The following is a 24,059-nucleotide window of genomic DNA, read 5'->3' on the forward strand; positions in this document are numbered from 1 at the left end:
ATCCGGTTTCGGGCCGGGATCAGCCTCCCGGCGGATGCCGAGCCCTCAGGGCGCGGTCACGGTGATGTTCTTGGGAGGCGAGGGCTGCGAGACGATGCCGCTGGCGCAGTTCGCCGTGAACGAGACGGTCGCATCGGTGCCGGCCGTGCCGAGCACGATGTCGATCTGGGTGACGGAGGCGCCCGGGTTGGGGGTCGTCGTCGTCGCGTTGCCGAGCGTGAAGGTGTAGCCCTGCAGCGGGAAGCTGCTGGGGCAGCCGGTGTAGGCGGTGAACTCGATCGTGACTGTCGCGCCCTCCTCACCCGTCTCCGGCCCGGTCGGCGCTGCGGGGGCCGACGGGGTCGGGAAGGCGCCGTAGATCTTGAGGGTGATCGTCTGACCCTTCCGCACGGCGCCGACCGGGGTGATGTCCTGCACTCTGCCGGCGAGGTCCGGTGAGGGAGCCGCGCCGCCCGCGACCTGGCTGATCTCGAACTCGCCGCCGCTGTCCTCGAGCAGTTGGATGGCCTCGTCGACGCTCAACCCGATAAAGTCGCTGCGGGTGATCGAGACCGTGTTGGGGGTCGGGGTGTCCGAGGGCGTCACGGGGGGCGTGGTCGGCACGGTGGGCGGCGGGGAGGTCGGATCCGGCTCGGGCGTCGGCTGAACCGCGATCACGATGATGATCGCGACGAGGGCGACGGCGAGCAGGGAGACGATCGCGATGAGCGGCCACATCCACGGGCTGCGACGCCGGACCTCGGGCAGCGGGGTCGTCTCGGTCGGGGTGCCGGTGGGCAGCACGCGCGTCGCCGCGGTCGCGACGCCGGCGGGAGGGGCCCCCACGCCGGGGACGGCGGCCGCGGCACCGGCGACGTCCCCGCGACGGAGTGCCTGCGCGGCGCGCGCAAGGTGCGCGGCCGTCGCGGGGCGGTCCTCGGGGCGCTTCGAGATGCTCGAGTAGACGAGGTTGCGCACCGGCTCCGAGATGGTGACCGGCAGATCGGGAGGCGCCTCGTTGATGTGCGCCATCGCGATCGCCACCTGCGACTCGCCCGTGAACGGGCGCCGGCCGGCGAGCGCCTCGTACGCCACGATCCCGAGCGAGTAGATGTCGGTCGAGGGGGATGCGGGGTGCCCGCTCGCCTGCTCGGGCGAGAGGTACTGCACGGTGCCCATCACCTGACCGGTGGCCGTGAGCGGCACCTGGTCGGCAATCCGGGCGATGCCGAAGTCGGTGATCTTGACGCGCCCGTCGGGGGTGATCAGCAGGTTGCCGGGCTTGATGTCGCGGTGCACGAGCCCCGCCGAGTGGGCGGCCTGCAAAGCGGATGCCGTCTGGGCGACGATGTCGAGCACGCGATCCGTCGAGAGCACGCGCTCGCGTTCGAGCACGGTCGAGAGGGCTTCGCCGGGCACGAGCTCCATGACGAGGTAGGCGGAGCCGTCCTCCTCGCCGTAGTCGAAGACGTTGGCGATGCCCTCGTGGTTGACGAGCGCCGCGTGGCGCGCCTCCGCCCGGAAGCGCTCGAGGAAGCCCGGGTCGCCGAGGTACTCGTCCTTCAGGATCTTGATCGCGACGGTGCGTCCGATGACGAGGTCGGTGGCCTGCCACACCTCGCCCATGCCGCCGATCGCGATGCGGCTCGACAGCTGGTATCGCCCCCCGAAGGTGAGCCCGCTCGTGGGTCTCATCTGTTCAGCACCGCCTCAATGACCTTCTTCGCGATCGGAGCCGCGAGCGTGTTCCCGAAACCGGATTGGCCTTTGCCTCCACCGTTCTCGACCACCACTGCGACGGCGACCTGGGGGTCGTCGGCGGGGGCGAATCCGGTGAACCAGAGGGTGTATGGCTCACCCTGCCCGTTCTGTGCTGTGCCGGTCTTGCCCGCGACGTCGACACCACTGATTCTGGCATTACTCGCGGCGCCGTTGGCGACATTCGCGATCATCATCTGAGTCATGCTCGCGGCGACATCGGGGTCGATCGGCCGGCCGTAGGACACCGGCTGGAAGTCCTCCAGAACCGACAGGTCGGGTGCCGAGATCCGCTGGACGAGGTTCGGCCGGAACAGCTCGCCACCCGTCGAGATCGCCGCCGACACCATCGCCATCTGGAACGGGGTGACGCGGTTGTTGCCCTGCCCGAACGACTGCAGCATGAGCTGCGCCTCGGACTCGGGCCGCGGGAAGACGCTCGCGGTGACCCCCATCGGCACGGTGAACGCGTCGTCGCCGAAGCCGAAGGCGCGCGCCTGTTCCGAGATCGCATCGAAGCCGAGTTCTGCGCCGAGCTCGGCGAAGGGGATGTTGCACGAGAGTCGCAGCGCGGTGGCGATCGTGACGGTCGCGCCGCCGCCGCACGCGCCGCCCTCCGAGTTGGTGATCGTGGTGGTCGTGCCGGGCAGCGTGAGGCTCTGCGGGTTGGGCAGTTCGCTGTCGGGCGTGTAGTCGCCGCTCGCGAGCGCGGCGGAGGCCACCACGAGCTTGAAGGTCGAGCCGGGCGGGTTGAGCCCACCCCCGATCGTGCGGTTGATGAGCGGGTCGGCGGGGTCGGCGAGCAGCTGCTCGTAGTTCTGGATGACGAGCGACTGATCGTGCCCGGCGAGCAGGTTCGGATCGTACGAGGGCTTCGACACCATCGCGAGGATGCGGCCCGTTGTCGGTTCGATCGCGATCACGGCGCCCTGCAGCTCCCCGAAGGCGTCCCACGCCGCCTGCTGCACGACCGGGTCGATCGTGGTCAGCACCGTGGCGCCCTTCGGGTTCTGGCCCGTGAGGATCGAGTTCAGCCGGTCGAGGAACTGCTGGTTCGCACGCCCCGAGAGGTACTCGTTGAGGGTGCCCTCGAGCCCGGTGTTCTCGCCGTTGATTGTGAAGTAGCCGGTGACGGGTGCGTAGAGCGGCCCCTGCGGGTACACCCGCTGGTACTTGTATTCGTCGTCGGCCCGCACGGATTGCGCGATCGTGACATCGCCCGCGAGGATCGCCCCCCGCTCGGTCGCGAAGCTCGCGTACAGCGTCCGCACGTTGCGGGGGTCCGCCTGCAGGTTCTCCTGCTCGACCACCTGGATGATCGTCGACGACACGAAGAGCGCCAGGAACATGCCCAGCACGAGCACCCCGACCCGCCGCAGCTCCTTGTTCACGCCTGGCCCCCCTCGACCACCGCGTGCGGTTGCTGCCGCACGCTGTCGGAGAGGCGCAGCAGCAGCGCCACGATGATCCAGTTCGCCACGAGCGACGAGCCGCCCGCCGCGAGGAACGGTGTGGTGAGGCCTGTGAGCGGGATCACCCGGGTGACCCCGCCGATCACGATGAACACCTGCAGGCCCACCACGAACGACAGGCCCACCGCGAGGAGGCGCCCGAAGTCGTCCTGCCCGGCCACGCCGATCCGGAAGCCGCGGGCCACGAACACGAGGTAGAGGCACAGGATGGCGAACAGGCCGATGAGTCCCAGCTCCTCGCCGAGGCTCGCGACGATGTAGTCGCTCTCCGCGAGCGGCACGATGTCGGGGCGGCCGCGACCGAGGCCGGTGCCGACGAGCCCCCCGTCGGCGAGCCCGAACAGGCCCTGGACGAGCTGGAAGCTGCCGCCGGATGCCTCGTAGATCTCCGGGTTGAAGGCGTCGAGCCAGTTGCGGAAGCGTCCCTGCACGTACGGCAGGATGCGCGTGGCGACCCACGCGCCGCCCGCGAACAGCGCGAGACCGATGAGGATCCAACTACCGCGCCCCGTCGCGACGTACAGCATCACGAGGAAGAGACCGAAGTACAGCAGCGCCGTGCCGAGGTCCCGTTGGATCACGATGACGCCCATCGAGAGCACCCAGACCACGAGGATCGGGCCGAGGTCGCGGGCGCGCGGGAACCGCAGGCCGAGCACCTTGCGGCCCACCATCGACAGCGAGTCGCGGGCGGTCACGAGGTAGCCGGCGAAGAACACCGCGAGCGCGATCTTGGCGAACTCGCCCGGCTGGAAGGAGAAGAACCCGAGACGCACCCAGACGTCCGCGTTGGCGCCCGTGTCGCCGATGCCGGGGATCACGGGCAGCAGCAGCAGCACGACGCCCACGAACATCGCGATGAAGCGGTAGCGCTGCAGCACGCGGTGGTTGCGCACGACGAGCAGGCCGGTGATCGCGAGCACGAGGGCGATGCTCGACCAGACCACCTGGCGCACCCCGTAGGCGTCCCAGCCCTCGTAGCCCTCCGCGATGTCGAGCCGGTGGATCATCGCGATGCCGAGCCCGTTGAGGAAGGACGCGATCGGCACCACGAACGGGTCCGCTTCGGCCGCGACGACGCGCTCCGCGAGGTGCAGCACGAGCACGAGCACCGCGGGGACGGCCGCGAGCGCGAACATCCCGGCATCGGTCTCGCCGCGTGCGCCGAGCTCCACGAGCGCGAGCGCACCCGCCGCGAGACCCAGCGCGATGAGCAGCAGGAACAGCTCGAGGTTGCGCCGGCGTGCGGGGGCGCGAAGGCGGATGCGGATGGACCCCGTGAAGGTGCTCACGCGCGGCCCCGCCTCGGGCGGGCGACCGATCGCGCTCGTCTCGGGGGCCGACACCTCAGTCCCCTGCCGCTGCCGAGAGCCGGTCGACGATGTCGTGCGCGTCGCGGAGGCTCGTCGCGCTGATGGTGTTCATGACGGCGGTGCGCTGGTATTCGGGAAGATCCTCGATCGCGACGGAGGTGGTCTGGTAGACCTGCGAGAGCGAGATCGGCCCGATCGACTGCTGCACCCCCTGGAAGATCGCGACCCGTCCGTCGCTCACCCCCACGAAGTAGTGGGTCTGCGTCCAGCGGTAGCCGAGGAAGACGGCGAGTGCGATGGCGATGGCGGCGAGCGCGACGCTCACCCCCCACAGCACGCGGCGCCGGATCGCACGGCGGCGGTCCTCCTCGATGAGCTCGTCGAGGTAGCCCTCGCTCTCGGGCTCGAAGTGGGCGTCGTCGGGCGGGGTGGGCTTGAGCGGATGGAGCAGCAGGGTGGGGAGCCGGATCGGGCGGCGCGCGGACTCCTCGTGGTCGAAGCTGAGCGGCTGCGCGGCCGAGCCGACGAACACCGGGGTGGCCCCGGAGGCGCCGTCGGAGTCGTCGATGTCGATGAGCAGCACGGTCACGTTGTCGGGAGCGCCGTGATCGAGGCTCTCCTTGACGAGACGGTCCGCCGCCCCCTGCGCCGTGCGGATGGTTCCGAGCACTTGCGCGATCTTCTCGTCGCTCACATAGCCGGAGAGCCCGTCGGAGCACAGCAGCCAGCGGTCGCCCGGGCGAAGGTCGAAGACGCCCGTGTCGATCTCGGGTGAGGCGTCCACATCGCCCAGTACCCGCATGAGCACGGCACGCCGCGGATGCACCGCGGCCTCCTCGGGCGTGATCCGGCCGGACTCGACGAGACGCTGCACGAAGGTGTGGTCGGTCGTGATCTGGTCGAGCTCCCCCGCGCGGAAGCGGTAGATGCGGGAGTCGCCGATGTGCGCCACGGCGAGGCGGTCGCCGACGCGCGCGATCGCCGACACGGTGGTGCCCATCCCGGTGAGCTCGTTGTGCTCGAAGACCGTCTCCGCGAGCAGCCCGTTGGCCGCGACGAGAGCCGACTGCAACGCCATGACGGCGTCCTCGGGCGTCGGGTACGGCTGGTCGGCTTCGGCGATCCGCTGGGCGGCGATGGCGCTCGCGACGTCGCCGCCGGCGTGCCCGCCCATGCCGTCCGCGACGAGGAAGAGGTGGCGGCCGAGATAGCCGGAGTCCTGATTGCTCGCCCGGATCTTTCCGACATGGGAGACGGCCGCGCTCGTGGGGATCGTGGCCACGCCGCTACCGCCGCAGCTCGAAACTCGTGGTGCCGATCGTCACCGTCGATCCGAGCGGCACCGGGGTGGGGAGCGTCACGCGCGATCCGTCCAGGAACGTGCCATTGGTCGAGTCTAGGTCTTGGATCACCCACTCCTCGTTCCACAGCATGAGGCGCGCGTGGTGGGTGGAGGTGTAGTCGTCCCGGATCACGAGCCCCGACTCGCTCGAGCGCCCGATGGTGAGCTGCTCGCTCGGCAGATCGATCTCGAGGCCTTCGCGCGGGCCTGCCGTGATGACGAGGCGCCGCGGCGTCGCAGCGGTGGCGTGCGGCTGCGACCGCTGCGGCGCGGGGGTGGCGACCGGGGCGGGGGTCGCAGCTCGCGCGGGAAGGGGCGACGAGGGGAAGGTCTCGACGGCGGGCGGCTGCACCTTGCGGGCGCGGTTGCCGAACAGGTCGGAGCGCAGCGCGTAGATGATCATGAAGACGAACGCCCACATGAGCAGCAGGAACCCGAGCCGCAGCACGAGCAGGGTGAGCTCGCTCATCGGGGCGACTCCCGGCGCTGCTCGGCGGCCGCCTGCGCGAGCACGCGGAAGACGATGCGGGTGCGGCCGATCTCGATCACCGAGTCGGGCTGCAGGAGCGCCTTCTTGACCGGCTGCCCGTTGAGCTTGGAGCCGTTGGTGGAGCCGAGGTCGGTGAGCTGGGCGCGCTTGCCGTCCCACAGGATCTCGATGTGGGCGCGCGAGGTGCCGGTGTCGTCGAGGGTGATGTCGGCGTCCGATCCGCGTCCGATCACGGTGCGACTGCGGGTGATCGGGTAGCGCTTGCCGCCGATGTCGAGCACGGGCGCCCAGGTGACCTCGCCCTTCACATTCTCCGACTCGATGCGCACGACGCCCTGCGAGAGGGAGGCGTCCTCCACGAGGGAGATGTCGATGCCGCCCGCGAAGGCGTAGTGCTGGGCGGTGGCGTGCTGCTGCACGAGCTGGGTGAACTCGTCGATGAGTGCGGGACCGAGGCTCGACATCCGCTGGTAGTCGGAGGCCGACAGCCGCACCCGGAAGCGGTTGGGCACGAGGATGCGTTCGCGCGAGACGACCGCCGCTTTGGTGTCGAGCTCGCGGCGCAGTGCGGCGGTCACCTCGAGGGGTTGCAGACCACTCTTGAAGGCTTTGGCGAAGGCGCCGTTGACGACGCGTTCCAAGCCCTTCTCGAAGTTGTCGAGAATCCCCAAGGGACTCCTCTCGGCGGCGATGTCGCGTCGGCTTGCGCGGATTCTCCGATGCTAGTCGGCACTGCGCCGCGTGGTAGTCTCGCTAGGCTGCACTGCTTCGGCGGTTTCGCGCGCGAGTGGCGGAATAGGCAGACGCGCTGGCTTCAGGTGCCAGTGCCCGCAAGGGCGTGCGGGTTCAACTCCCGCCTCGCGCACCACCTCGGGGCGCTCGGGTTTTCCGGGCGCCCCGTTCTCATTCCCCTGGCTCCGTGCTCGCCCCTGGCTCCGTGCTCGTGAGGATCACGAGCTGCTGGGTGGCGCGGGTCATCGCCACATAGCGGTCGACGGCGCCCTCGATCCCGCCGCCGAAGGCCTCCGGGTCGACGAGCACCACGAGATCGAACTCGAGACCCTTCGCGGTCTCGGGGGTGAGCGAGCGGATGCGGGGGCGCGGCTCGAAGCTCGGGTCGCCGATCACGCAGGCGATGCCCTCGCCCTCGGCGTGCTCCGCGAGCCAGGCGTCGAGGATCGCGTCGCGGTCGGCCACCGCGCCGTGCACCACCGGCAGCCCGCTGCTGCGGATCGCGCTCGGAACGTTGGCGTCCGGCAGCACGGCGCGGATCACCGGCTCGGCCTCGGCCATCACCTCGGTCGGGGTGCGGTAGTTGACGGACAGCGTCGACACCCGGATCTCGCCGAGCCCGAGCCGTTCGAGCCGCTGCTGCCACGACTCGGTGAAGCCGTGCCGGGCCTGGGCGCGGTCGCCGACGATGGTCAGGCTGCGCGACGGCGCGCGCCTCAGCAGCATCGACCACTCGGCATCCGTCAGCTCCTGCGCCTCGTCGACGACGATGTGCGCGAACGGCCCGGCCAAGGCATCCGGATCGGCGGACGGCAGCGCGGCCTCGTCGATGAGCCGCTCGGCGAAGGCCGCCTGGCGCAGCGCCTGCACCTCGCCCTCGTGGTCGGTGTCGGCGGCGATGAGGTCGTCGATCACCCGGTCGCGCACCTCCTTCTCGGAGGCGAGGGCCGCGGCCCGCCGGCGGGCGCGGCGAGCGGCCTCCGGGTCGCCGATGCGGAGCCGGGCGGCGTCGAGGTACGGCAGGTCGGCGAGCGTCCAGGCGCGCCCGTCGGCGCGGGTGAGGGTGCGCAGCTCCGCGTCGGTCAGCCACGGCGCGACCGCGTGCAGGTACGCCGGCACCGACCACAGGTCGGCCACGACACCCGCCGGGTCGAGCAGCGGCCAGGCCTTCGCGAAGCGGCCCGTGAGCTCGGCGTTGTTCGCGAGTGAGCGGCGCAGCAGGTGCGGGGGCACCGCCTCGGGATCGAACTGGTCGCTGAGGATCTCGAGCACGGCCTCCCACACCTCCGCGCGTGCCTCGTTGTGCGGGGTGCCCGCCTCCGGCGCCTCGAAGGCCTCGGCCCAGTCGGCGGCGGTGAGCCAGGCGTCCGACCACGGGGTGCGCACGAGCAGGTCCTCGGCGGGCGGTTGCTCGTAGCGGGTGACGGCCGCCTCGACGATCCCGACGAGGGCCGCGGATGCCTTCAGCCGGGCGACCCCGGCATCCGGCTCGGCTCCCGTGGCCGCGCCCTCGGGCACGAGGTCGCGCAGCGTGCAGGTGAGCACGCCGTCCTCGCCGAGACTCGGCAGCACGTCGGCGACGTAGGCCAGGTACGGCTCGTGCGGGCCGACGAACAGCACACCGCCCCGCCGGTGGCCGAGGCGCGGGTCGGCGTAGAGCAGGTACGCCGTGCGGTGCAGGGCGACGACTGTCTTGCCGGTGCCCGGTCCGCCGTCCACGACGAGCGCGCCGCGCGAGCTCGCCCGGATGATGGCGTCCTGGTCGGCCTGGATGGTCGCGAGCACGTCACGCATCTGCGGCGAGCGGCTCGCGCCGAGGCTCGCGATGAACGCCGACTGGTCGTCGAGGGCGGCGTGGCCCTCAAGGGCGTCGGCCGTGAACACCTCGTCCCAGTAGTCGGTGACGCGTCCGCGGGTCCAGCGGTAGCGGCGGCGGCTCACGAGCCCCATCGGATCGGCGTGGGTCGCCGCGAAGAACGGCTCGGCCGCGGGCGCGCGCCAATCGATGAGGAGGCGGCGGCCGTCCTCGTCGGCGAGGCTCAGGCGTCCGACGTACACGGGCTCCGCCTCGCCTTCGGCGACCATCCGCCCGAGGCAGACATCGAGTCCGAAGCGGCGCAGCAGGCGCAGGCGCGCGGTGAGCTCATGCACCTCCAGGTCGCGCTCGAGCACCTCCTGGTTGTTCTCGCCCATCCGCAGCCGGGCGTCCTCGAGTCGCCCTGTGAGGGCGTCGATCTGCCGCGCGAGGCTTGCGGCGACGGCCGCGAAGTGGGCGTCGTCGACCCCGATGAGCGCGGCATCCGCCTTCGCGGCGAGCCGGTCGGGCAGATCGAACGCAGAGGTCACGGGTGCTCCATGGGAAAAGTAGACGGCCCGCCATCGTCCCACCGGGGTGGTGGCTTTTCACCAGGTGACCGCCCAGGAGCGGGACATACAATGGAGGCGGCCCCGGACATCCGGGGCTTTCGCGTTGTTACGCCCCGTCGAGCACTCCTCCTCGTCGAGACCCGGCCGCGTGCTGACCACCTTCGCAACTCAGGAGAAGCAGTGTCGGGCGGCCGTTGCGGATGCCGGATCGCCCGCTTCTCCTGAGTTGCGAAACCCCCCTTGCGCGGGAGGCTCGCGGGAGACGGCAGCCGGCACTACTCCTCGGTGGGGATCGGCTCCGCGGGGAGCTTGCGCACCTTGGCGCGGCGGCGGCGACGCTCGGGGATCATCGACCGCATCTCCTCGAGCTTGCCGAAGCACAGCAGGCGGTCGCCGGCCTCCAGCAGCACCCCCTTGCGCGGATTCGGGATGACGGTCGCCCCGCGGTGCAGGGTGAGCACCGTGATGTCGCGCTCCCAGAGCCCCGACTCCCCCAGCGTCTTGCCGACGAGCTCCGCGTTGGTGTGCACGAGCAGCTCCGCCACGCCGTAGCCGGTCGACACCGAGAGCCGCTGGCGGACGTCGATCTCGGGGAAGGCCACCTGGCCCGCGATGTAGTCGATGATGGCGCCCGCGACATCCAGCTGCGTCGCCTCCTCGATGCCCTGCAGGCCGGGCGAGGAGTTCACCTCCATGACGAGCGGCCCGTCGGCACCCTCGAGCATGTCGACCCCCGCGACGCGCAGACCCATGATCTGGGCCGAGCGCACCGCGGCCTGCGCGTACTCGGGAGGAAGATCGACCTTCTCCACGGTGCCGCCGCGGTGCACGTTCGAGCGGAACTCGTCGCCCTTCGCGGTGCGGCGCATTGCCGCCACGACCCGGTCGCCCACGACGAGCGCGCGGATGTCGCGACCGCGGCTCTCGCGCACGAAATGCTGGATGAGCACGTTCTGATTGGTGGACTGCAGGGTCTCGATGATCGCCTCGGCGGTCTTCACCTCCGGGGCGAGGATCACCCCGATGCCCTGGGTGCCCTCGAGCAGCTTGATGACCACGGGCGCTCCGCCGACGAGCTCGATCGCGGGACGCACATCCGCGCGGTTGCGCACGAAGGCGGTCGCCGGCATCGCGATGTTGTGGCGCGAGAGGATCTGCGTCGCCCGCAGCTTGTCGCGCGCGTTCGAGATGCCGTTCGCCGTGTTGGGCGTGTAGACGTCCATCTGCTCGAACTGCCGCACGACGGCCGTGCCGAAGTAGGTGATCGAGGCGCCGATGCGCGGCAGGATCGCGTCGTAGTCGCTCAGCGTGCGCCCGCGGTACTGCAGGTCGGGGGCGTCGCCCGAGAGGTCGATCGCGAAGCGCAGGGTGTTGAGCACCTTCACCTCGTGCCCGCGCTGCACCGCCGCGGCCCGGAGCCGCTGAGTCGAGTACGAGCGCGGGGCGCGCGAGAGGATCGCGAGTTTCATGGGGGCCCCTGCCAAGATGGTGCGGTGAGCGAGTCGTCCCATTCAAACACCCTCGCGGGGTGGCGCGAGTGGGTGCAGCTGCCCGATGTGGGGGTGCCCTGGATCAAGGCCAAGCTCGACACCGGCGCGCAGACCTCGTCGCTCCACGCCTACGGGGTGGAGGCCTTCGATCGCGACGGTCACGCCTGGGTGCGCTTCGCGATCCATCCGTGGCAGCGCTCCGACGCGGATGCGGTGATCGTCGAGTGCCCGGTGCTCGATGTGCGGCGGGTGCGCAGCTCCTCGGGGCACGTCGAGGAGCGCTTCGTGGTGCTCATGCGCCTGACGCTCATCGGTCGCGAGGTCGACGCCGAGGTCACCCTGAGCAACCGCGACTCGATGGGCTTCCGGATGCTCATCGGCCGTGAGGCGCTCAGCCGTGGCTTCCTGGTCGACTCCTCGCGGTCCTTCGTGGGCGATCGCGCCCCCCGTCCCATGCGCAGGCGGAACCGCGGCCGCACATGAGTGCGGAGCTGATCTTCGTCGTCGCGCTGCTCGCGGCGGCGATCGTCATGTTCGCGATCAACAAGCCGCGCATGGAGATCGTCGCCCTCCTCGTGATGCTCGCGCTGCTGCTGAGCGGCATCATCACGCTGCCGGAGACGCTCGCCGGCTTCTCGGACCCCAACGTCATCCTCATCGCCTTCATGTTCGTGATGGGCGAAGGCCTCGCGCGCACGGGTGTCTCGTACCGCATGGGCGACTGGATCGTGAAGCGCGCAGGTCTGAGCGCGACCCGCCTCATCGTGCTGCTCATGCTCGGCGTCGCGACGCTCGGCTCCATCATGAGCTCGACGGGGGTCGTGGCGATCTTCATCCCGGTCGTGCTCAGCGTCGCGAAGAAGCTCCGGATCTCGCCGCGGATGCTCATGATGCCGTTGAGTTTCGCGGCGCTCATGAGCGGCACGCTCACGCTCATCGCCACGAGCCCGAACCTCGTCGTGAACGCCGAGCTCATCAACCACGGCCATGCGGGCTTCGGGTTCTTCACCTTCACCCCGTTCGGTCTCGTGATCCTCGCCGTCGGCATCGGCTACATGCTCATCGCGCGACGCTGGCTGCGCGGCGGGGGCGACCCGGACGACGACCTCATCAGCCAGCGCGACTACGGCGACCTCATCAGCGACTACGAGCTCGCGGGCCGCGAGCGGCGCATGCGGGTGGGCCGGCGATCCGAGCTCGTCGGTCGCACCTTCACCGAGGGCACCGCGGGCGAGGCGGGGCTCGTGATGGCGCTCATCGCCATCCAGCGCACGCGGCAGTTCTACCGGGTGGTGATCACCGATGTGGCGAACGAGACGCTCATGCGCGGCGACATCCTGCTCGTCGACGTCGTCGACCAGCCGGAGGATGCCGGGGCGGTGTTCGGGAGGCTCGGCCTCGAGGAGCTTCCGCTGCGCGAGGGCTCGCTGCGGGCGCTCGCGCGCCAGGTGGGGCTCGCCGAGGTGATCATCCCGCCCGGCTCGACGGCGCTCGGCAAGACGGTCGGAGAGCTCGAGCTGCGGTCGCGTCACCGGCTCGACGTGATCGGCTTCCGCCGCGCGGGGGCCGCCGCGCGGCGTCCCGCCGACGAGACGGTGCGCAGCGGCGACACGCTGCTCGTGGTGGGCGGGTGGGCCGCGATCCGGCGGCTGCAGTTGCGACAGCGGGACTTCGTGCTGCTCGACTTCCCCGCCGAGGTCGCCGAGATCGCGCCGGCCGCGAACCGTGCGCCGTTCGCGCTCGGCAGCCTGTTCATCATGATCGTGCTGATGGTCACGGACTTCGTGCCGAACGTCATCGCCGCGCTCATCGGGTGCCTCCTGATGGGCGCCACCCGCTGCATCGACGTGCCGAGCGCCTACCGCGCGATCCAGTGGCAGCCGCTGCTGCTCATCGTGGGCATGCTGCCCTTCGCGACCGCGCTCGAACGCACGGGTGGGGTGGATCTCGCCGCCCAGGGCATCCTCAGCGTCGTCGGCGGCGCCTGGCCGCCGGTGATCCTCGGGGCGCTGTTCCTCATCACGACGCTCACGGGGCTGTTCGTCTCGAACACGGCGACGGCGGTGCTCATCACGCCGCTCGCCCTCGCGATGGCGTCGTCCCTGCATGCCTCGCCGTATCCCTTCGCGATGACCGTGGCGCTCGCGGCGACCTCGGCGTTCATCACGCCGATGTCGTCGCCCGTCAACACGCTCGTGATCGGCCCCGGGCGCTACACGATCGGCGACTTCGTGCGGGTGGGGGCGCCGTTCAACCTGATCGTGATGCTCATCGTGATGTTCATGGTGCCGTTGCTTCTGCCGTTCTGAACGACGACGGCCGCCGGAGCGATGCCCCGACGGCCGTCGATGGAGCGGAGCTCAGTCCGCGAGGATCAGGTAGAGCGCGCGGCGTGCCTCGTCGAGCTTCTCGATCGCGGCCTCGCGCTGGGCGTCGCTCGCGGCGTGATGGAACTGGCCCACGACGCCCATGAGCTTGCCGACGCTCGACTGGAAGGCCAGCTCCTGCTCGGTGCGCTGCGGCGCCGCCTGCCAGGCCTTGGCGAGTTGTTCGGCGTTCTCCGTCACGTAGGCCTCTCCGGCCTCGGTGAGGGTGAACTCGGTGCGACGCCCCTCGCCCGTGGAGGCGATGAGCTCCTCGTCCACGAGTTGCTGGAGGGTGGGGTAGACCGAGCCGGGGCTCGGGCGCCAGGTGCCCCCGGTGCGCTCGGCGATGGCCTTGATGAGGCTGTAGCCGTTCGAGGGCGCCTCGGCGAGCAGGCTCAGGATGACGGCGCGGATGTCTCCGCGGCCGGCGCGACCGCGACCGCGGCCGCCCCAGGGGCCGGGGCCGAATCCGGGGGCGAACGGCGGGGTGCCGAAACCTCGACCGGGCCCGAAGGCGTGCACGCCGAACTCGGCGTGCGGCCCGTGGGCGGCAGGGTTGCGGGGGTCGTGGTGGAAGCGGATGGGACGCTCGTGGCGTCGGAAGGTGTTCGGGTTCATGATCGGTCTCCTTTCGTGATCATGAGACATCGCGGGATATCGCGACAGGTCAACGATATATCGGTAACGCTCGCAGCGCAAGCGGCGGATTGTGACGATCTGTGACCGAGTGTGTCGCCGGGGTGCGGGCGAGCCGGGAAAACTCGACGGGTGACCGAGCAGACCACCCCCCGCCAGATCCGCTTCAACGCCTTCGACATGAACTGCGTCGCCCACCAGTCCTCCGGGATGTGGCGGCACCCCGACGACCGCTCGGACAGCTACAAGGACATCGAATACTGGACGGGCCTCGCGCAGCTGCTCGAGCGCGGCACCTTCGACGGCATCTTCATCGCCGACGTGCTCGGCACCTACGACGTCTACGGCGGCACCAACGAGGCCGCCATCCGCAACGGCGCCCAGGTGCCCGTCAACGACCCCGTGCTGCTCGTGTCGGCGATGGCCGCCGTGACCCGGAACCTGGGCTTCGGGGTGACCGCGGGCACCGCCTACGAGCATCCGTACCCGTTCGCGCGGCGGATGTCGACGCTCGACCACCTCACCAAGGGGCGCGTCGGGTGGAACGTCGTCACCGGCTACCTGCCGAGTGCCGCCCGCAACATGGGTCACGACGACCAGCTCGAGCACGACGACCGCTACGACCAGGCCGACGAGTACCTCGAGGTGCTCTACAAGCTGTGGGAGGGCTCCTGGGAGGACGACGCCGTCGTGCGCGACCGGGAGAACGGCGTGTTCACCCAGCCGGGGAAGGTGCACGAGATCCGCCACTACGGCAAGCACTTCACGGTGCCCGGGATCGCCATCACCGAGCCTTCGCCGCAGCGCTCCCCCGTGATCTACCAGGCCGGCGCCTCGCCGCGCGGTATCGCCTTCGCGGCGGGCAACGCCGAGGCGATCTTCGTGGCCGCCCCCACGAAGGAGGTGCTCAAGGGCACGGTCTCGCGCATCCGCGACGCCCTCGAGGCCGCCGGGCGCGACCGCTACTCGGCGCGCATCTACACGCTGCTCACGATCGTCACCGACGAGACCGACGAGAAGGCGCAGGCCAAACACGAGGACTACCTGCGCTACGCGTCCCCCGAGGGTGCGCTCGTGTTCATGTCGGGGTGGATGGGCATCGACCTCTCGCAGTACGCCCTCGACGAGCCCGTGGGCAACGTGAAGTCGAACGCGATCCAGTCGGCGGTGCAGAACTTCGCCGAGTCGGCCAAGCACGGGCGCGAGTTCACGGTGCGCGACATCGCCCTGGACGGCGCCATCGGCGGGCTCGGGCCGACGATCGTGGGCGGGGCGGAGACGATCGCCGACACCCTGCAGGAGTGGGTGGAGTTCACCGACGTCGACGGCTTCAACCTCGCCTACGCGATCACCCCGGGCACCTTCGAGGACATCGTGGAGCATGTGATCCCCGTGCTGCGCGCCCGCGGCGCCTATCCCACCGAATACGCGCCCGGCACCCTGCGGCAGAAGCTGCACGGCCGCGGCGACCGCCTTCCCGACGACCACAAGGGCTCCCGCTACCGCATCGGCGGCGACCTCTCCACCGCCGTCGCCACCACCACGTCCCGCACCACCCTCAACGTCTGAGCGTTCGTGGCGCGGCTGGAGCCGTGACCCGGCGGCGGGGGAAACGCCTCCCGCCGCCGGGTCGCTTCCCCCGCCACGACAGGGTTGGCGGGAACTCGCGGATGCATGGCGGTTGCGGGGGAGGTCGCCCGGCGGGGCGCGGTCTAGCGTCGGGGGCATGACCGATCTCGCCGCCCCCGAATCCGTCTCTCCGTCGAGCACCGACGAGCGGGAGGCCGCCGTCGCCCACTTCGCCGCCAAGCTGCGGTACGAGACGGATGCCTCGGACGTCGCGGCCGCGCTCGCGGCGGGCGAGCGGCTCGTGCTTGTCGACACCCGCAACCACGCATCCTGGCACCAGGGACACGCGGCGGGCGCCGTGCACATCCCGCGTGCGGAGGTGGCGGCTCGGGCACCGCGCGAGATCCCCCTCGACGTCCCGGTGGTCGTCTACTGCTGGAGCCCCGGCTGCAACGGCGCCGACAAGGCGGCCCTCGAGTTCGCGAAGCTCGGCTACCAGGTGCGCCTCATGATCGGCGGCTTCGAGTACTGGGCGCGGGAGGGCTACGACGTCGAGGACGACAACGGTCCCGTCATCCGCTCGGTCGACGAACTCGTCGGCCCGCTCGCCGCCGCCGCCGACTGCGGCTGCTGACCCCTGTGGATTCGTGGCGCGGCTGGAGCCGCGCCACGATGGCGGGGGAAACGCCCCCCGCCGCGAGGTCGTAGCTCCAGCCGCGCCATGAACCCTCGGGCGGGCGGGCGGGCGTGGTACGTTCCGGGCATGCCGCGGATCGCGTCGGTCGCGCCCGTCCTGCCCGACCACGTGTCGGCGCAGGCCGACATCGCCGCGGAGCTCGGCAGCCTCATCGCGCGCGACCCCGCCCAGCGCGCGCTGCTCGAGCGCTTCCACGCGGCGAGCGGCATCGCGAGCCGGCACACGGTCCTGCCGCTCGACGCCTACCGGGACCTCGGCGGCTTCGAGGCGGCCAACGACGTCTGGATCCGGGAGGGCACCCGGCTCGCGGCCGAGGCGCTGACCACGGCGCTCGCCACCGCGGGTCTCGCGCCCGCCGACGTCGACTTCCTGCTGTTCACCTCGGTCACCGGGATCGCCGCACCGTCGATCGACGCGCGCCTCGTGCCGCTCGTGGGGCTGCGCTCGGATGTGAAGCGTCTGCCGTCGTTCGGGCTCGGCTGCGTCGCGGGTGCGGCCGGCATCGCCCGCGTCGCCGACTACCTCGCGGGTCATCCCGACGAGGTGGGCGTGCTCGTCTCGGTCGAGCTGTGCTCGCTCACCCTGCAGCGCGACGACGCGTCGATCGGCAACCTCGTCGCGAGCGGCCTGTTCGGCGACGGGGCGGCCGCGGCGGTGCTCGTGGGCGACCGGCGCGCGGAGGTGCTCGCCGCATCCGGGGCGGCGTCCGGCCCCCGGGTGGTCGGCAGCCGCAGCGCGCTCTACCCCGACAGCGAGGGCGCGATCGGCTGGGACGTCGGCGCGACCGGGTTCCGGATCGTGCTCACCGCGGCCGTGCCCGATGCGATCGAGGCGAACATCGCATCCGGCGTCGATGGGCTGCTCGCCGACCACGGCCTCGGCCGCGACGACGTGGACCTGTGGATCGCGCATCCCGGCGGCCCCCGCGTGCTCGACGCCTTCGCGAGCGGACTCGGCCTGCCCGCCGATGCCCTCGCCGCGAGCCGCCGTGCGCTCGAACGCGTGGGCAACCTCTCGAGTGCCGCCGTGCTGCACCTGCTCGCCGAGCAGTTCTCCCAGCCGGCGGGCACACGGGCGGTGCTCTTCGCCCTCGGCCCGGGCGTGACGAGCGAGCACGTGCTGCTGGAGTGGACGTGATCGCCTACACGGTGCTCGTGCTCGCGACCGGCCTCGAGCGGCTCGCCGAGCTCGTCATCTCGCGCCGTAACGCGGCTTGGGCGTTCGCGCGCGGCGGGGTCGAGTCGGGGCGCCGGCACTTCCCGTGGATGGTGCTGCTGCATCTGGGGCTGCTGGCCGGCTGCCTCGCCGAGGTGTGGCTGCTCGGTCGACCCTTCCTGCCGTGGCTCGGCTGGCCCGCGCTCGCGGTCGCACTGCTGTGCCAGGCCGGACGGTACTGGGTGATCTCCTCGCTCGGCCGGCAGTGGAACACGCGCGTCATCGTCGTGCCCGGGATGCCGCTCTCGCGCCGAGGACCGTACCGCTGGAACCGGCTGCGGCATCCGAACTATCTGATCGTCGCGATCGAGGGCGTGGCGCTGCCGCTCGTGCACACCGCGTGGATCACGGCGCTCGCCTTCACGGTGCTCAACGCCGTGCTGCTGCTGGGGTTCCGGATCCCGGTGGAGGATCGTGCGCTCGCCGCGGCCGAGGAGCGCGCGCCGTGAGCGACGCCCAACTGCTCGTCGCGGGCGGCGGCCCGGTGGGGCTCGCGACCGCGATCGAGGCGCGGCTCGCCGGGATCGACGTGCTCGTCGTGGAACCCCGCGACGGTGTCATCGACAAGGCCTGCGGCGAGGGCGTCATGCCGGGGGCGCGGGAGGCGCTCGACCGGCTGGGGGTGGCGCCGGCATCCGCCCCGATCGCCGGCATCGACTACCGCGACGTGCGCCACTCCGTGCAGCACCGTTTCTCGGGCGGTCCCGGGCAGGGCATCCGACGGACGACCCTGCACGCGGCGCTGCTCGAGCGCGCGCGCGAGCTCGGGGTGCGGTGGGTGCGCGCGAGGGTGGTCGCTGTCGAGCCAGGCGGCACATCGGTCGCGGTTGCGACGGATGCCGGCTCGCGGCTCGTCGGGGGCTGGCTCGTCGCGGCCGACGGTTTGCATTCGACGGTCGCCCGGTCGGTGGGGCTCGCGCTGCCCGAGCCGCGGGCGCGCCGACGCTACGGGCAGCGGCGGCACTACCGGCTGGAGCCGTGGACCGACCTCGTCGAGGTGCACTGGACGGGCGTCGGCGAGTTCTATGTGACCCCGCTCGCGGGCGGCGTGGTCGGGGTCTCGCTGCTCGCGCGGCGCGGGGTGCACTACGAGCAGGCGCTCGCGGCGTCCGGCGAGCTCGCCGAGCGGATCGCGGGGGCGGATGCCGTGAGCGAGCTGCGCGGGGCCGGCCCGTTCCGGCAGCGCACCCGGGCGCGGGTCGCCGGACGCGTGCTGCTGGTCGGCGACGCATCCGGGTATGTCGACGCGCTCACGGCGGAGGGCATCCGGATCGGGTTGGAGTCGGCGCATGAGGCGGTCGCGGCGATCTGCGCCGGGCGGTCGGAGCAGTACGAGGCGGCCTGGGGGCGGACGACGCGCGCGTTCCGGCGGATGACCGCGGGCCTCGTGCGGGTGGCGGAGTCGCCGCTGCGGGGGCTCGTCGTGCCGGCGGCGGCGCGGATGCCGCGGCTCTACGCGAGCGGGGTCGAGCGCATCGCCCGGTGATCGGCCCGGTGGTCGGCCCGGTGGTCTCGAGACCCCCGCTCACGCGATTCCGAGCGCCCGCCGCAGCTCCCCCGCATCCGCGACGACCGCGATCGCGCCCGCCGCCTCCGCGGGCGCCCCGTACCCCCAGCTCGCGAAGATCGTGGGCAGCCCGTTCGCGCGCGCCCCCTCGATGTCGAGGATGCGGTCGCCCACCATCACGGCGCCCGACACGTCGAACCCGTCTGCCGTGAGCCGGCGCAGCGCCTCGGCCACGACGTCCGCCTTCGCGCTGCGGGTCTCGTCCTCGGTGGCGCCGGTGAGCTCGTCGAAGGCGTCGATCACACCGATGCCCTCGAGGATCACGGTGGCCGACGACTCCGGCTTCGAGGTGGCGAGCGAGAGGGCGATTCCGGCGGCGTGGATGGCCCGGATGGCGTCCACGACCCCCGGGTAGGGCGCGGCGTCGAGGATGCCGACGGCGCGGTAGTGCGTGCGGTACACGGCGAGCGCCCGCAGCGACTCCTCGTGGTCGAGGCCCGCGCGGTCCCGGAAGGAGTCGAGGATGGGCGGGCCGACCCAGGCGAGCAGCTCGGCCGGCGTCGGCACGGGCAGGCCGAGCTGTTCGAGCGTGTGCGCGAGGCTCGACACGATCCCGGGGGCGGAGTCGACGATCGTGCCGTCGAGGTCGAACAGGACGGCGGTCGGGCGGGGCAGCATCCCGCCCAGCCTAGGGGCGGGGTGCCCAACGCTGCAGCGCTGCCCGCCCCGCGGCAGAGCTGACGGGCGCGCGGTGCTCAGAACAGTCGCGCGTGGCCGGTCTCGAGCCCGCGCATCGCGTCGTAGTCGAGCACGAGGCAGCGGATGCCGCGGTCCTCGGCGAGCGTGCGAGCCTGCGGCTTGATCTCCTGCGCGGCGAACACGCCGGTGACGGGGGCGAGGCGCGGGTCGCGGTTCATGAGCTCGAGGTAGCGGCTGAGCTGCTCGACCCCGTCGATGTCCCCGCGTCGCTTGATCTCGACCGCCACCGAGTGGCCCTGCGCATCCGTCGCCAGGATGTCGACCGGCCCGATCGCGGTCATGTACTCCCGGCGCACGAGGGTGTGACCCTCGCCCAGCAGCTCGATCTGCTCGGCGAGCAGACGCTGCAGCTCGGCCTCCACGCCGTCCTTCTGCAGGCCGGGGTCGATGCCGAGCTCGTGGCTCGAGTCGTGCAGGATCTCGTGGATCGAGATCAGCAGCAGGTCGGCGGTCTTGGGGTTGGTGACGCGCCAGAGTTCGACGATGCCCGCCGCGGCGAGCTCCTCGTCCACCTCGTCGACCGCGAAGGTGGTGGGCGGGCTCATCCAGTTGAGCGGCTTGTAGCTGAGCGAATCGGAGTGCACGAGCACCGAGCCGTCGGCCTTCACGACGAGCAGTCGTGTGGCGAGCGGCAGGTGCGCCGAGAGCCGGCCCGCGTAGTCGACGGAGCAGCGGGCGATCACGAGTCTCATCCGTTCCACGGTACCCGGACGCCGACGCGGGTGACGTCCTCGCCGCCCGGCGCAGCCGGCGGGGCCGCCGGGCGCCTGAGGCTAGGCGTCGGCGGCCGCGAGCTGGCCGCAGGCGCCGTCGATCTCCTTGCCCCGGGTGTCCCGCAGGGTGGTGGGGATGCCGGCCGCCTCCAGGCGCGCGATGAACTCGGCCGTCACATCCGGCTCCGACGCGGTCCAGATGGAGCCGGGGGTCGGGTTGAGCGGGATCGGGTTGACGTGCACCCAGCCGCGCCCGCGCTCGTTGAGCTTCTGCGCGAGCAGCTCGGCGCGCCAGGCGTGGTCGTTCATGTCCTTGATGAGCGCGTACTCGATCGACACCCGGCGGCCGGTGACCTCGAAGTAGTGGCGGGCGGCGTCGAGCGCCTCGTCGACCTTCCAGCGCGAGTTCACCGGGATGAGCTCGTCGCGCAGGGTGTCGTCGGGGGCGTGCAGGCTGAGGGCGAAGGTGAGCGGCAGATCCTCGTCGGCGAGCTTCCGGATGGCGGGGGCGAGCCCCACGGACGACACCGTGATGTGCCGCGCCGACATCCCGAGCCCGTTCGGCTGCGGGGCGACCATGGTGCGCACGGCCTTCATGAGCCGGTTGTAGTTGGCGAGCGGCTCGCCCATGCCCATGAAGACGATGTTGGTGACCCTGGGCGAGTCGTGCCCGCCGTCGCGACGGAGGCCGCCGAGCTCGCCCGCGGCGATCGCGCGGTTCGCCTCCACCACCTGGGCCACGATCTCGGCTGCCGACATGTTGCGGGTGAGACCGGCCTGGCCGGTGGCGCAGAACGGGCAGTTCATGCCGCATCCGGCCTGGCTCGAGACGCACAGCGTGACGCGACCGGGGTAACGCATGAGCACCGACTCGACGAGCGCGCCGTCGAACAGCTTCCACAGGAACTTGATCGTCTCGCCGCCGTCAGTGCGCAGGCGCCGCACTTCGGTGAGCAGCGGCGGCAGCAGCGCGCCGACCAGTTCCTCGCGCCGCTCGGCCGGCAGGTCGGTCATCTGCGCGGCGTCGCTCGTGTAGTGGGTGAAGTAGTGGGTCGACAGCTGCTTGGCGCGGAACGCGGGCAGGCCGAGTTCGACGACCTTGGCGGCGCGCTCCTCGGGGGTGAGGTCGGCGAGGTGCACGGGCGGCTGGGTGCGCCGGGGCGAGGCGAACTGCAGCTTGGGTCGGCCATCCGCCTCGACCTGCTGCGTCCAGCCCTCGGTCTTCGGCCGGACCTGCTTGATCTCGCTCACCGCACGATTCTCGCAGCACCTGCCTGGGAGCGGGGCGCGTGGCCGCCTCAGGCTTCGGCGATCTCGGCGACGACGTCGAGGAAGGTCTGCCAGCCGGCGATGGTCGCCTCGCGCTGCTCGGCGGTGAAGCCGGGCGACACCTGGGTCATGTGCAGGAGGGTGCCGCGCTCCGTCGGGGACAGCTCGAACGTCACCGGCGCCTGTTCCGGCTCGTGCGGCCGGTCGGTGATGGTGAGCACGAAGCGCGTGTCGGGGGTGATCTCGAGGAAGGTGCCCGCCCAGTCGATGGTGTTGCCGTCGGGCAGCACCATGACGGCCGACCACGTGCCGCCCACGACGGGTTCGAAGTCGAGTCGGTCGAGCGGCACCTCGACCGCGGCGCCGCCCCACCAGCGGGCGAAGTGCTCCGCCGTGGTCAGGGCCGCGAACACTGCGGCGGGCGGCGCGGCGAACTCGCGGTGGATCTCGAATCCCTCTGCGGTGATGCCGGTCATCGGGGGTTCTCCTTGTCGTGGGGGTCGGTCGGGTCGTGGGGTTCGGTCGTCTCGAGGACGTCGGCGAGAGCGTCGAAGCTGTCGTTCCAGAAGCGTCGGTAGTCGCCGATCCAGGCGGATGCGGCGGCGAGCGGACGGGCCTCGAGCGTCGCGGGGCGGTATTGCGCGTCGCGTCCGCGCGAGACGAGGCCGGCGCCTTCGAGCACCCGCAGGTGCTTCGACACCGCCGCGAAGCTCATCGCGAACGGGCTCGCGAGCTCGCCCACGGTCGCCGCGCCCTGGGCGAGCCTCGTCAGCATGGCGCGGCGCGTGGGGTCGGCGAGCGCGGCGAAGGTGCGGCTGAGCGAATCGGTGCCGCTCATGCAGGACCTCTTTCACTTATTCAACCAAACAGTTCTCTACCGTGTGGTTTAGTACACCATCTCGACCGCCAACCGTCAAGCCCGCCCGCAGGCCGCGCCACCGACACGGCGGCGTCAGGCGGATGCCCGTCGACGGGGGGCCATCCACCGGCTGCCCGCCGCGCGCGGCACCAGCGTGAGGGCGCGGATGCCGTAGAAGCCGACGCCGTAGGCCAGCTGGATGCCGAGCACGGCTGCGGGGGCGCCCGCAGAGGCGGGGGTCTGCGCCGCCCACCACAGCAGCGGCAGATACACCGCGAGGTTCACGACGCCCGCGAGCGCCAGGTAGCGGCCGTCGTTCGCGCCGATGAGCACCCCGTCGAGCACGAACACGAGCGCGCCGAGCGGCATCGTCGCGGCGAGCACCCACGCGCCCGGCGGCACCGCGGCGATCACCGCGGCATCCGAGGAGAACACCGTCCCGACACAAGGCGCCGCGGCCGCGAGCGCCGCGCCGAGCGCGCACCCGGATCCGATCCCCCACAGCAGCAGGCGCCGCACCGTCGCGCGCACCTCGCTCGGGCTCCCGGCGCCGAGATCGAAGCCGATCATCGCCTGCGCGGCGATCGCGAAGGCGTCGAGGGCGAGCGCGAGCAGGAACGTCACCTGGAACAGCACCTGGGTGGAGGCGAGCACGGTGGTGCCGAGCTCCGTCGCGACGACGACCGTGGCGATGAGGGCGACGCGCAGCGTGAGGGTTCGCAGCAGCATCCAGAAGCCGGCGCGGGCGGCGGACGCCACCCCCGGCAGCCGCAGGCCCAGACGCGCACCCGCGCGACGCGCGTGCCGGATGGCGATCGCGATGCAGGCGAGCGCCATCCCCCACTGGGCGGCGACGGTGCCGACCGCGGAGCCCGCGATCCCCCAGCCGGCGCCGTAGATGAGGATCGCGTTGAGGGCCGCGTTGGCGGCGAACCCGACGACCGCGATGACGAGCGGGGTGCGGGTGTCCTGCAGGCCGCGGAACAGGCCGGTCGCCGCGATGACGGCGAGCATGGCGGGGATGCCGGCGGAGGAGATCGCGAGGTACACCCCGGCGAGCTCGGTGACGGCGGGATCCGCGCCGAAGCCGGCGGCGAGCGGATGCGCCAGGAACGGCCCGGCGACCGCGAGCACGACGCCGAGCGCGAGCGCGAGCCAGATGCCGTCGATTCCCGCCCGCACGGCGCCCGCCCGATCACCCGCACCGACGAGGCGCGCGACCGCCGGTGTGGTGGCGTAGGCGAGGAAGACCAGCAGCCCGATCGCGGTCTGCAGCACCGTGCTCGCGATGCCGAGGGCCGCGAGGGGCTCGATGCCGAGGTGCCCGACGAGCGCGGTGTCGGTCACCAGGAAGAGCGGCTCGGCCACGAGCGCGCCCAGTGCGGGCACGGCGAGCGTGAGGATCCGCCGGTCGATCGCGCGCATCCGCCCACGCTATCCGGCTGTGGTGCTCGTGGCGCGGCTGGAGCTACGACCTCGCGGCGGGAGGCGTTTCCCCCGCCCCCGGGTCACGGCTCCAGCCGCGC

General features: G+C 71.7%; 22 protein-coding genes and 1 tRNA gene. 8 read left to right on the forward strand and 15 right to left on the reverse strand.

Features of this window, described 5'->3' with window-relative positions; genetic code table 11:
* Positions 1-45: 45 nt before the first annotated feature.
* Genes FLP23_RS02950 through FLP23_RS02975 form a run of 6 tightly spaced genes read right to left on the reverse strand, consistent with a single transcriptional unit; the run spans position 46 to position 7,025 of the window.
* Positions 46-1,674 carry a protein kinase domain-containing protein gene (locus FLP23_RS02950; protein ID WP_149324495.1) on the reverse strand — a complete coding sequence of 543 codons (1,629 nt, stop codon included), beginning with the start codon at positions 1,672-1,674 and terminating at the stop codon, positions 46-48.
* Positions 1,671-3,128, reverse strand: coding sequence for a peptidoglycan D,D-transpeptidase FtsI family protein (locus FLP23_RS02955; protein ID WP_149324496.1), 1,458 nt, complete (start codon positions 3,126-3,128; stop codon positions 1,671-1,673). The genes FLP23_RS02950 and FLP23_RS02955 overlap by 4 nt, the downstream gene beginning before the upstream one ends.
* Positions 3,125-4,501 (reverse strand): FtsW/RodA/SpoVE family cell cycle protein, encoded by a 1,377-nt coding sequence (locus FLP23_RS02960; RefSeq protein WP_246140089.1) that lies wholly within the window; start codon positions 4,499-4,501, stop codon positions 3,125-3,127. The genes FLP23_RS02955 and FLP23_RS02960 overlap by 4 nt, the downstream gene beginning before the upstream one ends.
* Before the next feature lie 55 nt (positions 4,502-4,556).
* Positions 4,557-5,804 (reverse strand): PP2C family protein-serine/threonine phosphatase, encoded by a 1,248-nt coding sequence (locus tag FLP23_RS02965; protein WP_149324498.1) that lies wholly within the window; start codon positions 5,802-5,804, stop codon positions 4,557-4,559.
* A gap of 4 nt (positions 5,805-5,808) precedes the next feature.
* On the reverse strand, positions 5,809-6,333 hold the full coding sequence (locus tag FLP23_RS02970; RefSeq protein ID WP_149324499.1) for an FHA domain-containing protein FhaB/FipA: 525 nt from the start codon (positions 6,331-6,333) through the stop codon (positions 5,809-5,811).
* Positions 6,330-7,025, reverse strand: coding sequence for an FHA domain-containing protein (locus tag FLP23_RS02975; RefSeq protein ID WP_149324500.1), 696 nt, complete (start codon positions 7,023-7,025; stop codon positions 6,330-6,332). The genes FLP23_RS02970 and FLP23_RS02975 overlap by 4 nt, the downstream gene beginning before the upstream one ends.
* Positions 7,026-7,135: 110 nt before the next feature.
* Here FLP23_RS02975 and FLP23_RS02980 point away from each other — a divergent pair.
* Positions 7,136-7,222: transfer RNA gene (locus tag FLP23_RS02980), tRNA-Leu, on the forward strand.
* Between the two features lie 35 nt (positions 7,223-7,257).
* Here the strand turns inward: FLP23_RS02980 and helR are convergent.
* Both helR and rimK read right to left on the reverse strand, forming a co-directional pair.
* Positions 7,258-9,432 (reverse strand): RNA polymerase recycling motor ATPase HelR, encoded by a 2,175-nt coding sequence (gene helR, locus FLP23_RS02985; RefSeq protein ID WP_210413929.1) that lies wholly within the window; start codon positions 9,430-9,432, stop codon positions 7,258-7,260.
* Between the two features lie 296 nt (positions 9,433-9,728).
* Complete coding sequence (gene rimK / locus FLP23_RS02990) at positions 9,729-10,922, reverse strand: 30S ribosomal protein S6--L-glutamate ligase (protein ID WP_149324502.1); 1,194 nt, start codon at positions 10,920-10,922, stop codon at positions 9,729-9,731.
* 24 nt (positions 10,923-10,946) lie between these two features.
* Here rimK and FLP23_RS02995 point away from each other — a divergent pair, with 24 nt between their 5' ends.
* Both FLP23_RS02995 and FLP23_RS03000 read left to right on the forward strand, forming a co-directional pair.
* On the forward strand, positions 10,947-11,426 hold the full coding sequence (locus FLP23_RS02995; protein ID WP_149324503.1) for an ATP-dependent zinc protease family protein: 480 nt from the start codon (positions 10,947-10,949) through the stop codon (positions 11,424-11,426).
* Complete coding sequence (locus FLP23_RS03000; protein WP_149324504.1) at positions 11,423-13,252, forward strand: SLC13 family permease; 1,830 nt, start codon at positions 11,423-11,425, stop codon at positions 13,250-13,252. Before FLP23_RS02995 ends, FLP23_RS03000 begins: the two co-directional genes overlap by 4 nt.
* Before the next feature lie 51 nt (positions 13,253-13,303).
* Here the strand turns inward: FLP23_RS03000 and FLP23_RS03005 are convergent, their stop codons facing one another.
* Positions 13,304-13,927, reverse strand: a complete 624-nt coding sequence (locus FLP23_RS03005) for a PadR family transcriptional regulator (protein WP_149324505.1) — start codon at positions 13,925-13,927, stop codon at positions 13,304-13,306.
* Positions 13,928-14,125: 198 nt separating this feature from the next.
* Between FLP23_RS03005 and FLP23_RS03010 the strand changes: the two genes are divergently transcribed.
* The 5 genes from FLP23_RS03010 to FLP23_RS03030 all read left to right on the forward strand — a co-directional run bounded on the left by FLP23_RS03010 (position 14,126) and on the right by FLP23_RS03030 (position 18,912).
* Positions 14,126-15,514 carry an LLM class flavin-dependent oxidoreductase gene (locus FLP23_RS03010; protein ID WP_149326159.1) on the forward strand — a complete coding sequence of 463 codons (1,389 nt, stop codon included), beginning with the start codon at positions 14,126-14,128 and terminating at the stop codon, positions 15,512-15,514.
* A 157-nt stretch (positions 15,515-15,671) separates the two neighbouring features.
* Positions 15,672-16,148 (forward strand): rhodanese-like domain-containing protein, encoded by a 477-nt coding sequence (locus FLP23_RS03015; protein ID WP_149324506.1) that lies wholly within the window; start codon positions 15,672-15,674, stop codon positions 16,146-16,148.
* Positions 16,149-16,277: 129 nt separating this feature from the next.
* Entirely contained in the window at positions 16,278-17,348 is a 1,071-nt protein-coding gene (locus tag FLP23_RS03020; RefSeq protein WP_149324507.1) for a type III polyketide synthase, read from the forward strand.
* On the forward strand, positions 17,339-17,875 hold the full coding sequence (locus tag FLP23_RS03025; RefSeq protein WP_149324508.1) for an isoprenylcysteine carboxyl methyltransferase family protein: 537 nt from the start codon (positions 17,339-17,341) through the stop codon (positions 17,873-17,875). The genes FLP23_RS03020 and FLP23_RS03025 overlap by 10 nt, the downstream gene beginning before the upstream one ends.
* The gene (locus tag FLP23_RS03030) at positions 17,872-18,912 is read left to right on the forward strand and encodes an NAD(P)/FAD-dependent oxidoreductase (protein WP_149324509.1); all 1,041 of its coding nucleotides are present in this window, start codon (positions 17,872-17,874) and stop codon (positions 18,910-18,912) included. The genes FLP23_RS03025 and FLP23_RS03030 overlap by 4 nt, the downstream gene beginning before the upstream one ends.
* A gap of 39 nt (positions 18,913-18,951) precedes the next feature.
* Here FLP23_RS03030 and FLP23_RS03035 read toward each other — a convergent pair whose 3' ends face one another.
* The 6 genes from FLP23_RS03035 to FLP23_RS03060 all read right to left on the reverse strand — a co-directional run bounded on the left by FLP23_RS03035 (position 18,952) and on the right by FLP23_RS03060 (position 23,958).
* Positions 18,952-19,611 carry an HAD hydrolase-like protein gene (locus FLP23_RS03035; protein WP_149324510.1) on the reverse strand — a complete coding sequence of 220 codons (660 nt, stop codon included), beginning with the start codon at positions 19,609-19,611 and terminating at the stop codon, positions 18,952-18,954.
* Between the two features lie 77 nt (positions 19,612-19,688).
* The gene (gene nucS / locus FLP23_RS03040) at positions 19,689-20,384 is read right to left on the reverse strand and encodes an endonuclease NucS (RefSeq protein ID WP_149324511.1); all 696 of its coding nucleotides are present in this window, start codon (positions 20,382-20,384) and stop codon (positions 19,689-19,691) included.
* An 81-nt stretch (positions 20,385-20,465) separates the two neighbouring features.
* A complete protein-coding gene (rlmN, locus tag FLP23_RS03045; protein WP_149324512.1) occupies positions 20,466-21,656 on the reverse strand; it encodes a dual-specificity RNA methyltransferase RlmN in 1,191 nt (396 codons plus the stop codon).
* Between the two features lie 47 nt (positions 21,657-21,703).
* Complete coding sequence (locus FLP23_RS03050) at positions 21,704-22,150, reverse strand: SRPBCC family protein (protein ID WP_149324513.1); 447 nt, start codon at positions 22,148-22,150, stop codon at positions 21,704-21,706.
* Entirely contained in the window at positions 22,147-22,512 is a 366-nt protein-coding gene (locus FLP23_RS03055) for an ArsR/SmtB family transcription factor (RefSeq protein WP_149324514.1), read from the reverse strand. The genes FLP23_RS03050 and FLP23_RS03055 overlap by 4 nt, the downstream gene beginning before the upstream one ends.
* Before the next feature lie 114 nt (positions 22,513-22,626).
* Entirely contained in the window at positions 22,627-23,958 is a 1,332-nt protein-coding gene (locus tag FLP23_RS03060) for an MATE family efflux transporter (protein ID WP_149324515.1), read from the reverse strand.
* Positions 23,959-24,059: the final 101 nt, after the last annotated feature.

The sequence above is a fragment of the Protaetiibacter larvae genome, from assembly GCF_008365275.1.
Classification (GTDB): Bacteria; Actinomycetota; Actinomycetes; order Actinomycetales; family Microbacteriaceae; genus Homoserinibacter; species Homoserinibacter larvae.

Bases quoted from the DNA above. Each gene is read 5' to 3' on its own strand.
- FLP23_RS02950 (WP_149324495.1), bottom strand. From the start codon at position 1,674: ATGAGACCCACGAGCGGGCTCACCTTCGGGGGGCGATACCAGCTGTCG.
- FLP23_RS02970 (WP_149324499.1), bottom strand. From the start codon at position 6,333: ATGAGCGAGCTCACCCTGCTCGTGCTGCGGCTCGGGTTCCTGCTGCTC.
- rimK (WP_149324502.1), bottom strand. From the start codon at position 10,922: ATGAAACTCGCGATCCTCTCGCGCGCCCCGCGCTCGTACTCGACTCAG.
- FLP23_RS03000 (WP_149324504.1), top strand. From the start codon at position 11,423: ATGAGTGCGGAGCTGATCTTCGTCGTCGCGCTGCTCGCGGCGGCGATC.
- FLP23_RS03005 (WP_149324505.1), bottom strand. From the start codon at position 13,927: ATGAACCCGAACACCTTCCGACGCCACGAGCGTCCCATCCGCTTCCAC.
- FLP23_RS03010 (WP_149326159.1), top strand. From the start codon at position 14,126: ATGAACTGCGTCGCCCACCAGTCCTCCGGGATGTGGCGGCACCCCGAC.
- FLP23_RS03015 (WP_149324506.1), top strand. From the start codon at position 15,672: ATGACCGATCTCGCCGCCCCCGAATCCGTCTCTCCGTCGAGCACCGAC.
- FLP23_RS03020 (WP_149324507.1), top strand. From the start codon at position 16,278: ATGCCGCGGATCGCGTCGGTCGCGCCCGTCCTGCCCGACCACGTGTCG.
- FLP23_RS03035 (WP_149324510.1), bottom strand. From the start codon at position 19,611: ATGCTGCCCCGCCCGACCGCCGTCCTGTTCGACCTCGACGGCACGATC.
- nucS (WP_149324511.1), bottom strand. From the start codon at position 20,384: ATGAGACTCGTGATCGCCCGCTGCTCCGTCGACTACGCGGGCCGGCTC.
- FLP23_RS03050 (WP_149324513.1), bottom strand. From the start codon at position 22,150: ATGACCGGCATCACCGCAGAGGGATTCGAGATCCACCGCGAGTTCGCC.
- FLP23_RS03055 (WP_149324514.1), bottom strand. From the start codon at position 22,512: ATGAGCGGCACCGATTCGCTCAGCCGCACCTTCGCCGCGCTCGCCGAC.
- FLP23_RS03060 (WP_149324515.1), bottom strand. From the start codon at position 23,958: ATGCGCGCGATCGACCGGCGGATCCTCACGCTCGCCGTGCCCGCACTG.